The following is a 14363-nucleotide window of genomic DNA, read 5'->3' as shown; positions in this document are numbered from 1 at the left end:
GCTGGGCGGCTCGCTAGCCACTCAGCCTGCCCACCGCGGATCGCAGTCCGCAGTGGAATCTTGTCAAGATCAGTGGGCAGCCCACTGGATGGTGCTGATGTCGATGCCGTCCTTGTACATATCCCACAGGGGCGACAGTTCACGCAGCTTGGCCACACGATCCTTCAACGTGGCAATGGCGTAATCGATTTCTTCTTCGGTGGTGAAGCGGCCAATCGTCATGCGCAGGCTGCTATGTGCCAACTCGTCGCTGCGACCCAGGGCGCGCAAGACATAGCTGGGCTCCAGGCTGGCCGAGGTGCAGGCCGAGCCGGAAGATACGGCCAAGCCCTTCACGCCCATGATCAGCGACTCGCCTTCCACATAGTTGAAGGAGATATTCAAGTTGTGCGGCACGCGGCGCTCAAGGTCGCCGTTGACGAAAACCTGCTCGATGTCTTGCAAGCCGCTCAGCAGGCGCTTGTGCAGGGCCAGGATGCGGGCGTTGTCCACCGCCATGTCTTCCTTGGCGATGCGGAAAGCCTCGCCCATGCCGACGATCTGGTGCGTGGCCAGGGTGCCCGAACGCATGCCGCGCTCATGCCCGCCACCGTGCATCTGCGCTTCCAGACGGATGCGCGGCTTGCGGCGCACGAACAGCGCGCCGATGCCCTTGGGGCCATAGGTCTTGTGCGAAGCCAGGCTCATCAAGTCGATGGGCAGCTGGGCCACATCGATCTCGATCTTGCCGGTGGCTTGGGCCGCATCGACGTGGAAGATGATGCCGCGCTCGCGGCACAAATTGCCAATGCTCACCACGTCTTGAATGACGCCGATTTCGTTGTTGACGAAAAGCACCGAGACCAAGATGGTGTCGGGGCGGATCGCGGCCTTGAACTTCTCCAGATCCAGCAGACCGTTTTCTTCGACGTCGAGGTAAGTCACCTCAAAGCCCTGGCGCTCCAGCTCACGGCAGGTGTCCAGCACCGCCTTGTGCTCGGTGCGCAGGGTGATGATGTGCTTGCCGCGGGTCTTGTAGAAATGCGCAGCACCCTTGATGGCGAGATTGATGGACTCGGTCGCGCCCGAGGTCCAGACGATCTCACGCGGATCGGCGCCGATCAGGGCGGCGACTTGCTCGCGAGATTTTTCAACAATCGCCTCGGCTTCCCAGCCCCAGGCATGGCTGCGCGACGCGGGGTTGCCGAAATGCTCGCTCAACCAGGGCACCATGGCGCTCACAACGCGCGGGTCAACCGGCGTCGTTGCGCCGTAGTCCATATAGATGGGGAAATGCGGTGTCATCTTTTTATGCCAGAAAAGGGGGTCAGATTTTATTTGGTGAAAGCATTGCCCAAGGCGAAGACCGAATTCGGCGCCGTGATGCGGATGGGTTTGAGTACCGGCTGCGAGGAGATGGCGCGCTTGATCGACGCTTCCTCGATCGTCACGCCCTTGGCCAACTGGTCTTCAACCAGCTTGCGCAAGGACACGGAGTCGAGGTACTCGATCATTTTTGCGTTCAGGCTGGTCCAGAGCTCATGCGTGATGCATTTGCCGGTGTTCTCGCCCATGCAGTTTTCGTGGCCGCCGCAGCCTGTGGCATCTAACGGCTCATCGACAGCGACGATGATGTCGGCCACCGTGATTTCGCTGGATTTGCGACCCAGCGAATAACCGCCGCCCGGGCCGCGCGTGCTTTCCACCAGCTCGTGACGACGCAGCTTGCCGAACAATTGCTCGAGGTAAGACAAAGAGATCTGCTGGCGTTGACTGATGGCCGCCAGGGCAACCGGGCCGCCGTTTTCACGCAGGGCCAAATCAATCATCGCGGTGACGGCAAAACGACCTTTGGTGGTAAGGCGCATCGAACTCTCCTTCGCTCAACAAAACCCGGGCGCGAGGATTTATGTACGGCGCGCCTTGGGAGTCACTCGCGGCACGATAGTCGCGCGTTAACCCTGGGTTATTTCCGACTATTTTACTCAATTACTGCCGCGCTTGCTGCCACCCCGATTCCACCGCACCGGAACTAGGGCTTTTAGCCCCGCAGCCTTGCGCGCCCAATGCGCCCGAGCGGCAGCTCAGCGCGGCCGGGGTCCGTCAGCTTTGAATATGGTCATGCACCACGGCGCCGAAGGCCTGCTCACGCAGCTGCGCCAACTGATCCCGCACGCGCGCCGCCTTCTCAAATTCAAGATTGCGCGCATGTTCGAGCATCTGCTTTTCCAGCAAGGCCATGCGTTTGCTGAGGTCTTTCTCCGACATCTCCTCCACCGCCGCCACTTGCAGCAGCTTTTGATCGTCGCGCCCCGACTTCTCGGAGTAGACGCCGTCGATCATGTCCTTGATGCGCTTGACGATGGAGCGCGGCGTGATGCCATTGGCCTCATTGAAGGCCAACTGCTTAGCGCGCCGGCGCTCGGTCTCGCCCATGGCCTTGCGCATGGACTCGGTGATGCGATCGGCATACAGAATCGCCTTACCGCGCAGATTTCGGGCCGAGCGGCCGATGGTCTGGATCAGGCTGCGCTCGCTGCGCAAGAAACCTTCCTTGTCGGCATCCAGAATCGCCACCAATGACACCTCCGGAATATCCAAGCCCTCGCGCAGCAAGTTGATGCCGACCAGCACATCGAAGGCGCCCAGGCGCAGGTCACGCAGAATTTCCACCCGCTCAACCGTATCCACATCCGAGTGCAAATAGCGCACCTTGACGCCGTTGTCGCTGAGGTAGTCGGTGAGCTGCTCGGCCATGCGTTTGGTCAGCGTGGTGATCAGCACGCGCTCATTGAGCTCCACCCGCTCGCGGATTTCTTGCAGCACATCGTCGACCTGATGGGTCGCGGGGCGCACTTCAACAATGGGGTCCACTAGGCCGGTGGGCCGCACCACTTGCTCCACCACCTGGCCCGAATTCTCTTGCTCGTAGGCCGCCGGCGTGGCGGTCACGAACACGGCCTGGCGCATCTTGCGCTCGAACTCAGCAAACTTGAGCGGCCGGTTATCCAGGGCCGAGGGCAAACGGAAACCGTATTCCACCAGCGTGGATTTGCGCGCCCGGTCACCGTTGTACATGCCGCCGAACTGGCCGATGAGCACATGGCTTTCATCCAGGAACATCAAGGCATCGGCGGGCAAATAGTCGATCAGCGTGGGCGGCGCCTCGCCCGGCTGGGCGCCGCTGAGGTGACGGGTGTAGTTCTCAATGCCCTTGCAGTGGCCAACTTCCTGCAACATTTCGAGGTCGAAACGTGTGCGCTGCTCGATGCGCTGGGCCTCCACCAGCTTGCCATCGCGCACAAATTCACCCAGCCGCGTGCGCAGTTCTTCCTTGATGCCGTCCATCGCGGCCAACACGCGCTCACGCGGGGTGACGTAATGGCTGCTGGGGTAGACGGTGAAGCGCGGAATCTTCTGGCGGATCTTGCCGGTGAGGGGGTCGAAGAGTTGCAGGCTCTCGACTTCGTCATCAAACAACTCGATGCGCAGCGCCAATTCCGAATGCTCGGCCGGGAAGACATCGATGGTGTCCCCGCGCACGCGGAAGGCGCCGCGGCTGAACTCAACTTCGTTGCGGGTGTACTGCATGCGAATCAGCTGCGCGATCACATCGCGCTGGCCCATTTTGTCGCCGTGGCGCAAGGTCATCACCATCTGGTGATAGTCAGCCGGGTTGCCGATACCGTAGATGGCCGAGACAGAGGCCACGATCACCACATCGCGCCGCTCCATCAAGCTCTTGGTGGCGGAGAGGCGCAGCTGCTCAATGTGCTCGTTGATGGCGCTGTCCTTCTCAATGAAGAGATCGCGCTGCGGCACATAGGCCTCGGGCTGGTAGTAGTCGTAGTAGCTAACGAAATACTCCACCGCATTGTTCGGAAAGAAATCCCGAAACTCGCTGTAGAGCTGGGCCGCCAAAGTCTTGTTGGGCGCAAAGATGATGGCCGGGCGCCCCAGGCGCGCGATCACATTGGCCATGGTGAAGGTCTTGCCCGAGCCCGTCACGCCGAGCAGGGTTTGAAAACTCAGGCCGTCGTTGATGCCCTCGCACAGTTGCGCAATCGCCGTGGGTTGATCGCCGGCGGGCGGAAAGGGCTGAAAAAGCTGAAAGGGCGAACCCTCAAAGGACACGAATTCGCCCTTGGGACGTTCGGCCAATTCATTGGCTTCGTCCATGAGCTTGACGGATGAGGAATCTTGCATGCTGGGTCCCGGGAATCACGGCCAGTCCGGCAAGTGACCGGGCTGGCGTCGCCGCAGCCCGTAAAATCGTGGCGCTGCGCAACCCGACAGATTAGCGCAGACTGGCCCGGCCCGCTTGAGCGAGTCGTCCAGCCCCAAGATCTGCCACCCCTCCTTCCGTTCACGCCAACGTCCCGTCAGGAACTTCCATGTCTTTGTTTGCCGCCGTCGAAATGGCCCCCCGCGACCCCATCTTGGGTCTCAACGAGCAGTTCAATGCCGACACCAACCCCGCCAAGGTCAATCTGGGCGTGGGCGTGTATTTCGACGCCAATGGCAAGCTGCCCTTGCTGCGCTGCGTGGCCGAGGCGGAAGCCGCCATGCAAGCCGACCCCAAGGCACGCGGCTACCTGCCGATCGACGGCATCGCCGCCTACGACAAGGCCGTGCAAGGCCTGGTGTTTGGCGTCGACAGCGCCGTGGTGCAAGCCAAGCGTGTGGCCACCGTGCAAGCCATTGGCGGCACCGGCGGCCTGAAGATCGGCGCGGATTTCATCAAGCGCCTGAGCCCCTCGGCCACCGTCTTGATCTCTGACCCCAGCTGGGAAAACCACCGCGCACTGTTCACCAATGCCGGTTTCACCGTTGGCACCTACCCCTACTACGACGCCGACAAGCTGGGCATCAACTTCGATGCCATGCTGGCCGGCCTGAACGCCGCCGCTGCCGGCACCGTGGTCGTGCTGCACGCTTGCTGCCACAACCCGACCGGCTATGACCTCAGCCCCGCCCAGTGGGACCAAGTGGTCGCCACCGTCAAGGCGCGCGGCCTGGTGCCCTTCCTGGACATGGCATACCAAGGCTTTGGTGAAGGCATTGCCGAAGACGGCGCGGTGATTCAGCAATTCCTGGCCGCTGGCCTGGACTTCTTCGTGTCCACCAGCTTCTCCAAGAGCTTCTCGCTCTACGGCGAGCGTGTCGGCGCGCTGAGCGTGGTTTGCGCCTCGGCCGAGGAATGCAGCCGCGTGCTGAGCCAGCTCAAGATCGTCATCCGCACCAACTACTCCAACCCACCAACCCATGGCGCTCAAGTGGTGGCCAATGTGCTGAGCAACCCCAGCCTGCGCGCACTGTGGGAAGAAGAGCTAGCCGGCATGCGCCTGCGCATCCGCGCCATGCGCACGGCCTTGGTGGCCGCCTTGCAAGCCGCTGGCGTGACCCAAGACCTGAGCTTTGTGACGCGCCAGAAAGGCATGTTCAGCTACTCCGGCCTGAACGCTGCGCAAATGCAGCGCTTGCGCGCCGAGTTCGGCATCTACGGCGTGGACTCGGGCCGCATCTGCGTGGCCGCCTTGAATGAGCAGAACCTGCCCGCCGTCGCTAAGGCCATGGCCGCCGTGATGCGCGGCTGATTGCTGAGCCAATTCGCCAAACCCGCAAGTTTGGCGTAAGAAATCGGCAGATTTGATTCCGTTGCGGTTTTTGCGGAGTGACGGGATCAGATTTGCCGGTTAGCCTTAGGCTTACGTCAAGTGATCCGCCCTCCGCTTCAAGTCAAAGACAGGCGGTGTTTGGCCCATTGTCAAAATTGCTGCACTGCACAATTTCTGGCATGATGGCCTCACTTCCCCCATCCGAAAACGCGAGTCAATCCCATGCTGTATCAACTTTTTGAAACCCAGCGCGCCCTGATGAGCCCCTTCTCGGAGTTCGCCAGTGCTTCGGCCAAGCTCTACAGCCACCCGCTGTCGCCCTTTGCGCATTCCCCGATGTCGCAGCGCGTTTCGGCCGGTTTAGATCTGATGCACCGCCTCGCCAAGGACTATGAAAAGCCCGAATTCGGCATTCGCGGCGTTGAAGTGGACGGCGTTGAAGTGGCGGTGCAGGAGCTGATCCCCATCACCAAGCCTTTCTGCCGCCTGTTGCGCTTCAAGCGTTACACCGATGACCCGGCAGTGCTGCTGAAGATGAAGGACCAGCCCACCGTGTTGGTGGTTGCGCCCCTGTCTGGCCACCACAGCACCTTGCTGCGCGACACCGTGCGCCAATTGCTGAAGGACCACAAGGTCTTCATCACCGACTGGACCGATGCCCGCATGGTGCCGCTCGAAGTGGGCGCCTTCCATCTGGACGACTACATCAGCTATGTGCAGGACTTCATCCGCCACGTCGGCCCGGACTGCCATGTGATCTCCGTCTGCCAGCCCACCGTGCCGGTGCTGGCCGCCATCTCGCTGATGGCCTCCGCAGGCGAGCAAACGCCGCGCAGCATGACCATGATGGGCGGCCCCATCGACGCTCGCAAGAGCCCGACCGCCGTCAACAACTTGGCCATGAACCGCAGCTACAGCTGGTTCGAAAACAATGTGATTTACCGCGTGCCGACGAACTTCCCGGCGGCGGGCCGTGCGGTCTACCCCGGCTTCTTGCAGCACACCGGTTTCGTGGCCATGAACCCGGACCGCCACCTGACCTCGCATTACGACTACTTCCTCGACCTGATGCGCGGCGACGATGACAGCGCCGACTCGCACCGCCAGTTCTACGACGAGTACAACGCCGTGCTGGACATGCCGGCCGAGTACTACCTCGACACCATCCGCGTGGTCTTCCAAGACTTCTCGCTGGTCAACGGCACCTGGGATGTGAACGGCCAGCGCGTGCGCCCGCAAGACATCACCGGCACCGCCTTGCTGACCATCGAAGGCGAGCTGGACGACATCTCCGGCGCCGGCCAGACACGCGCCGCCCACGGCTTGTGCTCAGGCATTGCGGCGGACCACCAGTTCCACTACGACGCTATCGGTGCCGGCCACTACGGCATCTTTGCCGGCCGCCGCTGGCGCGACAATGTCTACCCCGAAGTGAAGAGCTTCATCCTGAAGTACGACCGGCCGGATGCACTGAGCCAGAGCAGCAGCTCCAGCACCCCCGCCCCCCGCAACAGCCGCAGCAAGAAGAGCGCTTGACCCCTCCGAGTTCCACCAGCCCCAGCCGTTCCGTCAAGCCAGAAGGCGCTACCCACAGCATCACCCTCACGCTGACGGAACGTATTGACGCGGCCCTGCCGCAGACCCAGTGCACCCGCTGCGGCTACCCCGACTGCCGCAGCTATGCCCAGGCCGTGGCCGAGGGTAGCGCCGAGATCAACCAATGCCCGCCGGGCGGCGCCGAAGGTGTGGCGCGTCTGGCCGCGCTGACCGGGCGCCCCGCCCTGCCCCTCAACCCGGACTTTGGCAGCGAAGGCCCGCGCCTGCTGGCCGTCATTGACGAAGCCTGGTGCATTGGCTGCACCTTGTGCATCAAAGCTTGCCCGGTGGACTGCATCGTCGGCGCGCCCAAGGCCATGCATCTGATCGTCGATGCCCAGTGCACGGGCTGCGAGCTTTGCATTCCAGCCTGCCCGGTGGACTGCATCAGCATGGTCAATGTCAGCGGCGAACAAACCGCTTGGGCCGCCTGGAGTGCGCCCCGGGCCGAACATGCCCGCCAACGCCACGACTTCCACCTCAAGCGCATGGCGCGCGAGCCGGGCGAAAACAGCCTGCGCCTGCAAGCCAAGGCCGAAGCCAAGCTGGCCGATTTGGCCGCCGCCTCCAAACTCACCGCTCCCAGCGATCTGGAGCGCAAGCGCGCCGTCATCGAAGCTGCATTGGCCCGGGCCAGGGCACAGCGCCAGGGCGGCTGAGGGCGATTCAGCGCGGCAAGGCGGGCGCAATCAGGCCTGCGGCCAATCCTCGCTCATGCCCAGTTGCACGCCCAGGCTGGCCAGCAATTCGCCGGCCTCGCTGCTGAGCCAGAACTGACGCTCGCGCATCCGCGCGGCACGGATCGGGTCGGGCCGGGTTTGGGTGCCGCCAGCGCGTCCGGGGTGCGTCATCATCAAACCGCCATCAGGCAGTGAAGCCAACCAGCCCGCCACCAACTCGGCGAAGCTGATCTTTTCGTCAAAGCCGTAAACGCCCGCGAAGTCGGTATTGCAGCGCAGCCCTGCCCGGCGCGCCCCGCGCCGCAGCGCTGCAGCGCCCAGGCCTGCAATCACGGCGGCCTTAGTCCCGCGCCAAGTCTGGTTGCGGGTCGAGCGCAGAGCGCAAGCCTGGCCATAACGCGTCGTCAAGGCTGACAGCAATTCCTCACGAATCACCGGCAATTGGTGCACATGCTGGTGCCCGTCCACATAGCTGGGCGCCTGCTTCATATGCGCCTCAAAGGCATCGAGCTGGTTGGCAATCCAATCCCGCACCGCCCCGCGCGGCAACTGGCGGAAATAACTCAGTCGGATCCAAACCGACAGGCCGCGACCCGGGGCATAGGGTGCAAACTCGTTCACATCCAGATGCAGGCCGTAGTCGGCGGCGCCCTGCCGCTCACGCAAGGCGCCGGCCCAGGTCGGCCAGGCGGGCGACAAGACCATGCAACTGGTGGCGCTCAGCCGGCCGGCGTCTATGCATTCCAGAATGCCTTGGCTGACGGCATCATCAAAGCCAAAGTCATCTGCGCAGATCTGAATTCGCTTGGCGCTCATCCTGCCGCCAGCCTGTTGCGAAAGGCCCAGAAGCGGCTCAAAACCCAGGTCATCACGGCCACCGCCACCAAGACGATCAACAGCGCCAGGCGGTACTCCAGGCCCATGCCCAGCAGCACGGCGTAAAGCAGTTCATTGCAGACAAAACCCAGCACCGCCACTAGGGCAAAACGCGGCAAAGCCGATTTCACCGTGGCCTGCTGCGCCGCAAAGCTGAGCCGGTGATGGCCCAGGAAGCTGACGCCAAACGCGATCAGAAAACCGGCCACATTTGCCGCCAGAGCGGGCAATTGCCACTGCGAGACCAGAAGCCAGACGACCGAGAAATGCACCGCCGCCGCGCTGGCTCCAACCAGGCCGAACCAGAGCAGCGAACTCACAACTCCTCCGGCCCGCTCAAGGGCGGTGTCAGCTCCTGCACCAGGTAGAGCGGGCGCTGCTTGACCTCGTCGAACACGCGGCCCAGGTACTCCGCAATGATGCCCAAGCAAACCAGCTGCACACCGGCCAGAAAGGTGATCGATGCCGCCAAAGTGGCAAAGCCCGAGACCGGATTGCCCAGAAACACCTTCTCCAGAATGATCCAGAAGGCAAAGAACACCGAGAACACCGAAACCACCATGCCCAGCAGCGACACCATGCGCAGCGGCACTTTGCTGAAGGCCGTGAGCCCCACCACCGCCAGCGACAAGAGGCGCATGAAATTGAAACTGGTCTCGCCATGCGCGCGCGCATCCGGCACGAACTCAATCGCCTTGGACTTGAAGCCCACCCAGGCGAACAAGCCCTTCATATAACGCGCCCGCTCGGGCAAGCTGCGCAAGGCCAGGACCACGCGGCGGTCCAGCAGGCGGAAGTCGCCGGCATCCGAAGGCAGCTCAAAGCGCGAATCGCGCTGCATCAACCAGTAGAAGAACTTGGTGTAGCTGCGCCGCGCGACCGACTGCGACTCACGCCGGCCGGTCTGCACGCCGTAAACCACGTCGTAACCAGCGCGCCACAGCGGCAGCATGGCCAAGACGGTAGCAATCGGATGCTGACCGTCTGCATCCATGCTCAGCACCACATCGCCCTCTGCGGCATCCAGGCCAGCCGAAAGCGCGGCCTCTTTGCCGAAATTGCGCGACAGGCGCAGCAGCCGCACCGGCAAGCCTTGCTGGATCAAACTGTGCACCACCAAGGCGGTGTCGTCCTTGCTGCCGTCATCCACCACCAACAATTCCAGCCGCCGCGCCTCACCGGCCAATTTGGATGTCAACTCGGGCAAAAACCAGGCCAGATTGGCGGCCTCGTTGAAGGCCGGCAAGACAACAGACAGCAGACCCGGCTGGGCGCGCTCCGGCGCCGCCACACCCTGTGAGGTGGCCAGTGAGGTGTTCAAATTGGAGGTCGAAAGGTAGGTCTGTTGCATCAGCGTGTGGATCCTGCGACGCCGTCGTCGCGCAGCAAGCATTGTTCCTTGTTGCAGGCCAATGCTGCACTGGGGCGGGAAGATTTTTTCGGCACCGGCACGACGATATAAGCCGCCGCGCCGGGCTGACCAGGCATGCCTTCATAGAGCCGGCCGGAAGTATAGAAAAAGGCCGAATACGGCGGCTTGGCCTGATAGGTCAGGCGGCAATCCTGGGTCGGGCAAGCCGCCTGGTAAGCCTGAATCAGAGGCAGATCCGAGTGTTGGCGACCCACTTCGGGGAGTTTGATGAAGAAGGCCCAGGTGTAGACCAGGCCCAAAATCCCGGCCAAGCCCCAGGCCGGGGCGCGCGCCCAGGACTTCGCCGGCAGAACCATCACGGCCAAAATGGCCAGGCCCGGCAAGGCCGTCATCGCATAAGTGAAGATCAGGTTGCGCGCCATGCTGAACAAAAGCAGCGGCGCCAGGGAGATACACAAGGCATAGCAGGCCAGCTCCACGCCGCCTGAGCTACGCAACTGCGCTAGCACCGCGCCCTTGCCTTGGCGCAGGCGCAGCAGCGGCAGGCGGGTCAATAGCAAAAGCACAGCCGGCAAAGCGGCCACTGCCGTGAATGCCCAGATGATGCCCAGGGGCTGCGCGTGGGCGAAGCCGTAGCGGTCGCCCTTCCAGCCGGGCTGCAAGAAGCGCATCACATGCTCACCGAGCACGAAATACTGCAAAAAGCCGGGCGTTTTGAGTTCCGCCACGATGTACCAGGGCAGCGAGAGCCCTAGGCAGATCAGCCACACCGAAGGCATGCGCAAGACCGTCCACACCAGCGCCCAATGGCCGCGCCAGCCCGCGTGCATCAAGATGGGCAGCAAGGCCAGCACGGCAGCCGCCGGGCCCTTGGTCAGCAAGGCCAGCGCCATGCCAAATCCCAATATGCGGGCGGCCTGAACACGTGCTTGGCCCTCACTTTGCAAGACCCGCCACCAAGCGGCCTGCACCAGCATCACACAAGCGCCCAGGGTGGCGTCCGTCATCACCGCGCCGGCACTGATGAAGAACAAGGGGCTCAAGCTCAAAACGCCCAAACTGGCCCAGACCTGCACCCGGCTCAGGCTGGCGCTCAGCATCCAAGCCAGGGCCACCAGGCTCAGCACGCTCCAGCCCACGGCCGGCAGGCGTGCCGCCCATTCGCTGACGCCAAAGACCTCAATCGACAAGGCCTGGCCCCAGGTGGACAGCGGCGGCTTGGCCCAAAACACCTCGCTGGGCGTGATGTGCGGGCTGATCCAGTCGCCCAGGCTGACCATCAGGCGGGCAATCTCCGCATAGCGCGCTTCGGTGTGATCAGTCAGCGGCATGGTGGCTAGGCTGAACAAGCGCAGCAGCAGCAACAGCCCCAACAAAATAATCCAGGGGCGTGCGGCGGAGCGATTCTCGGAAGGCAGGTTCATGGGAGGCGAAAATGCGGGCGGTGATGAGGCAACAAGACAACGGGCGCCATCATGCCTGAGCTTTGGCAACGATGGGCAGTGGACAATGCCGCCCCATGAACAGCGCGCAAATCCAAACCTTCTTCCACACCCTGCGCGCCGCCAACCCGTCGCCGCAGACCGAGCTCGAATATGCCAGCGTGTTTGAGCTGCTCGCGGCCGTGCTGCTATCCGCCCAGGCGACCGATGTCGGCGTCAACAAGGCGACGCGGCGCTTGTTCCCGGTCGCCAACACGCCGCAGAAGATTGTCGACTTAGGCCTCGAGGGCTTGAGCGACTACATCCGCACCATCGGCCTCTACCGCAGCAAGGCCAAGCACCTCTTTGCCACCTGTCAGATCCTGCTTGAGCAGTATGGCGGCCAGGTGCCGCGCACCCGCGAAGCCCTGGAAAGCCTGCCGGGCGTGGGCCGCAAGACCGCCAATGTGGTGTTGAACGTGGCCTTCGGCGAGCCCACCATGGCCGTGGACACCCATTTGTTCCGTGTCAGCAATCGCACCGGCCTGGCGCCCGGCAAAACGCCCTTGGCGGTGGAGCTTGGCCTACTCAAGCGCATTCCGGCGGAATTCATGGTCGATGCCCATCATTGGCTGATCCTGCATGGGCGCTATGTCTGCAAGGCCAGGCAGCCTTTGTGCGCTGCCTGTGCAGTGGCCGCCCAGTGCGACCATGGCCGCCGCCTACAATCAACGATTGATTAGATAGCCACGGGAAGCCATGCCAAGCCTGACCGACCTGCTGGAACGCGTTGAGCGTTTGCTGCTGCGACACGATGAACTGAAACGCACCAATGCCTTGCTGCAAGAGCAAGTGCAGCAATTGAGCCAGGAGCGCGACAGCCTGCGCTCGCGCTTGAACGCGGCCCGCGCCCGCATCGATGCGCTGCTTGAGCGCCTGCCCGTCGACAACGATTCCGGAAAGAACCCTGCACCATGAAGCAGATGGAAGTCACCATCATGGGACAAAGCTATTTGCTCGGCTGCCCCGAAGGCGGCGAGGCTGCGCTGGGACAAGCCGTTAGCCAGGTGGACAAAGAGATGTGCGCCATCCGCGACTCCGGCCGCGTCAAGGCGCGCGAGCGCATTGCGGTGCTGGCCGCATTGAACCTGGCTTACCAATTGGCCGAAGGCGGCAACACGGCGACCAAGCCCGCCAGCCCGAAGCCCATCGACAACAACTTGCCCGACTTACCCGATCTGGCCGGCCTGATGCGTCGCCTGGATGAAGCCCTTGGGCATGACGGGCATTTGATCTGAGTGCCGGGGCCGCCTCGCCGGCAGGCCTTAGAATCACTTCCGTCCACTGCGTTTGCGTGAGTCCTATATTTCCTTGAACCAATGCGCATTGCGCCCGGGCTTGGAACATATCCTCTGCAGGTGTGATCATCTCGCGTCAGATGAACCCGAAGCTTGGCTGACCTCGCCCACCTGAACCTCCGGTTCAGGAATGCGGCTCACGGCTCGCGGTGGACACCTATCTGAACTTTCAAAGCCCGGGCCTTGAACTACTGGTTGATGAAGTCCGAGCCCGCCGAGTGCTCGATTGACGATCTGGCACGAGCGCCGGCACAGACGCTGCCTTGGGTGGGCGTGCGCAACTACCAAGCCCGCAATTTCATGCGCGACGCGATGCGCGTCGGCGATGGTGTGCTGTTCTATCACTCGTCATGCCCAAAGCCCGGCATAGCCGGCCTCGCGGAAGTGGCCTCCGCGGCCTATGTCGACGCCACGCAGTTCGAACCCGACAGCCCCTACTTCGACCCCAAGTCCTCACCTGACGCACCGCGCTGGTTGCATGTGGATGTGCGTTATGTGCGCAAGACCCAGCTGCTGAGCCTAGCGGATTTGCGCTCCGAGCCACGCCTGCAAGGCCTGCGCATCCTGCAGCCAGGTAGTCGCCTGTCCATCACGCCAGTTGAGCCCCAAGACTGGGCCCTGCTGCAAACCCTGTTGAAAGACTGTCCCGCATGATCGATCCCTTGCTGCTGGTCGAGCTTTTGGCCCTGGGCCTGGTCGCGGGTTTTCTGGCCGGCTTGCTGGGCATAGGCGGCGGCATGCTGATGGTGCCCTGGCTGACTTGGATTTTGTCGCAGCGCGGCGTGGACGCCGGCATGGCTGTGAAGATGGCCATCGCCACCTCCATGGCCACCATCATGTTCACCTCGTTGTCGAGTGTGCGTGCGCATCACAAGCGCGGCGCCGTGCGCTGGGACCTGGTGCGCGGCCTGGCACCCGGTATCTTGCTGGGCGGCTTGATCGGTGGGGCGGGCATCTTCGCGCTGCTCAAAGGGCGCTCGCTGGCCTTGGTTTTCGCGGCCTTCGTGGGCTTTTCGGCCTTCCAGATGTTGCGCAATAAAAAGCCCAAGCCCAGTCGTGAGATGCCGGGCACCTTGGCCCAAATCGGCGTCGGCACCGGCATTGGCACTTTGTCTGGGCTGGTGGGGGCGGGCGGCGGCTTTGTGTCGGTGCCCTTCATGACCTGGTGCAATGTCGCCATGCACCAAGCCGTTGCCACCAGCGCCGCACTCGGTTTTCCGATTGCACTGGCCAATACCGTGGGCTATGTGGTGAGCGGCTGGAGTCTGCCAAGCGCCCTGCCCGGCGCCTTTGGCTACCTTTACCTGCCGGCCTTGCTGGTGATCGCCTCGGCCAGCGTCAGCATGGCGCCGCTGGGCGCGCGCGCCGCCCACGCCATGAATGTGCAGCAGCTCAAACGCGCTTTTGCCGGACTGCTCATCCTACTGGCGAGCTATATGCTTTACAAAGGCCTGCAGGCCTAA

At 62.9% G+C, this 14363-nt stretch carries 15 protein-coding genes and 1 other RNA gene; 9 read left to right on the top strand and 7 right to left on the bottom strand.

The window, feature by feature from the left end:
- Positions 1 to 69: 69 nt before the first annotated feature.
- The 3 genes from AT984_RS07590 to uvrB all read right to left on the bottom strand — a co-directional run bounded on the left by AT984_RS07590 (position 70) and on the right by uvrB (position 4158).
- Entirely contained in the window at positions 70 to 1284 is a 1215-nt protein-coding gene (locus AT984_RS07590) for an IscS subfamily cysteine desulfurase (RefSeq protein ID WP_058719575.1), read from the bottom strand.
- Positions 1285 to 1313: 29 nt separating this feature from the next.
- A complete protein-coding gene (locus tag AT984_RS07585) occupies positions 1314 to 1847 on the bottom strand; it encodes a Fe-S cluster assembly transcription factor (RefSeq protein WP_058719574.1) in 534 nt (177 codons plus the stop codon).
- Between the two features lie 235 nt (positions 1848 to 2082).
- Positions 2083 to 4158 (bottom strand): excinuclease ABC subunit UvrB, encoded by a 2076-nt coding sequence (gene uvrB / locus AT984_RS07580; RefSeq protein WP_058719573.1) that lies wholly within the window; start codon positions 4156 to 4158, stop codon positions 2083 to 2085.
- A 215-nt stretch (positions 4159 to 4373) separates the two neighbouring features.
- On the opposite strand from uvrB, the gene AT984_RS07575 reads away from it, so the two are divergent.
- The 3 genes from AT984_RS07575 (at position 4374) to rsxB (ending at position 7852) form a co-directional block, all read left to right on the top strand.
- Positions 4374 to 5576 (top strand): amino acid aminotransferase, encoded by a 1203-nt coding sequence (locus AT984_RS07575; RefSeq protein ID WP_058719572.1) that lies wholly within the window; start codon positions 4374 to 4376, stop codon positions 5574 to 5576.
- A 243-nt stretch (positions 5577 to 5819) separates the two neighbouring features.
- Positions 5820 to 7133, top strand: coding sequence for a polyhydroxyalkanoate depolymerase (locus AT984_RS07570; RefSeq protein WP_058719571.1), 1314 nt, complete (start codon positions 5820 to 5822; stop codon positions 7131 to 7133).
- A gap of 59 nt (positions 7134 to 7192) precedes the next feature.
- On the top strand, positions 7193 to 7852 hold the full coding sequence (gene rsxB, locus AT984_RS07565) for an electron transport complex subunit RsxB (RefSeq protein WP_058722161.1): 660 nt from the start codon (positions 7193 to 7195) through the stop codon (positions 7850 to 7852).
- A 30-nt stretch (positions 7853 to 7882) separates the two neighbouring features.
- On the opposite strand, the gene AT984_RS07560 is transcribed toward rsxB, so the two are convergent.
- Genes AT984_RS07560 through AT984_RS07545 form a run of 4 tightly spaced genes read right to left on the bottom strand, consistent with a single transcriptional unit; the run spans position 7883 to position 11545 of the window.
- Positions 7883 to 8689 carry a ChbG/HpnK family deacetylase gene (locus AT984_RS07560; protein ID WP_058719570.1) on the bottom strand — a complete coding sequence of 269 codons (807 nt, stop codon included), beginning with the start codon at positions 8687 to 8689 and terminating at the stop codon, positions 7883 to 7885.
- The gene (locus AT984_RS07555) at positions 8686 to 9069 is read right to left on the bottom strand and encodes a GtrA family protein (protein WP_058719569.1); all 384 of its coding nucleotides are present in this window, start codon (positions 9067 to 9069) and stop codon (positions 8686 to 8688) included. The genes AT984_RS07560 and AT984_RS07555 overlap by 4 nt, the downstream gene beginning before the upstream one ends.
- Entirely contained in the window at positions 9066 to 10100 is a 1035-nt protein-coding gene (locus tag AT984_RS07550; protein ID WP_082679851.1) for a glycosyltransferase family 2 protein, read from the bottom strand. Before AT984_RS07550 ends, AT984_RS07555 begins: the two co-directional genes overlap by 4 nt.
- Positions 10100 to 11545, bottom strand: a complete 1446-nt coding sequence (locus tag AT984_RS07545; RefSeq protein ID WP_058719568.1) for an ArnT family glycosyltransferase — start codon at positions 11543 to 11545, stop codon at positions 10100 to 10102. Before AT984_RS07545 ends, AT984_RS07550 begins: the two co-directional genes overlap by 1 nt.
- Before the next feature lie 95 nt (positions 11546 to 11640).
- On the opposite strand from AT984_RS07545, the gene nth reads away from it, so the two are divergent.
- The 6 genes from nth (at position 11641) to AT984_RS07520 (ending at position 14363) form a co-directional block, all read left to right on the top strand.
- Positions 11641 to 12285 (top strand): endonuclease III, encoded by a 645-nt coding sequence (gene nth, locus AT984_RS07540; RefSeq protein WP_058719567.1) that lies wholly within the window; start codon positions 11641 to 11643, stop codon positions 12283 to 12285.
- Positions 12286 to 12301: 16 nt separating this feature from the next.
- Entirely contained in the window at positions 12302 to 12520 is a 219-nt protein-coding gene (zapB, locus tag AT984_RS07535; protein ID WP_058719566.1) for a cell division protein ZapB, read from the top strand.
- Positions 12517 to 12840, top strand: a complete 324-nt coding sequence (locus AT984_RS07530; protein ID WP_058719565.1) for a cell division protein ZapA — start codon at positions 12517 to 12519, stop codon at positions 12838 to 12840. The genes zapB and AT984_RS07530 overlap by 4 nt, the downstream gene beginning before the upstream one ends.
- 40 nt (positions 12841 to 12880) lie before the next feature.
- A non-coding RNA gene (gene ssrS, locus AT984_RS23935) (6S RNA) lies at positions 12881 to 13057 on the top strand.
- Positions 13058 to 13098: 41 nt separating this feature from the next.
- The gene (locus AT984_RS07525; RefSeq protein WP_058722159.1) at positions 13099 to 13554 is read left to right on the top strand and encodes an EVE domain-containing protein; all 456 of its coding nucleotides are present in this window, start codon (positions 13099 to 13101) and stop codon (positions 13552 to 13554) included.
- Complete coding sequence (locus AT984_RS07520) at positions 13551 to 14363, top strand: sulfite exporter TauE/SafE family protein (protein WP_156421930.1); 813 nt, start codon at positions 13551 to 13553, stop codon at positions 14361 to 14363. Before AT984_RS07525 ends, AT984_RS07520 begins: the two co-directional genes overlap by 4 nt.

The sequence above is a fragment of the Paucibacter sp. KCTC 42545 genome, assembly GCF_001477625.1.
GTDB lineage: Bacteria > Pseudomonadota > Gammaproteobacteria > Burkholderiales > Burkholderiaceae_C > Paucibacter_A.
This window is presented reverse-complemented; position numbering and strand designations above follow the sequence as displayed.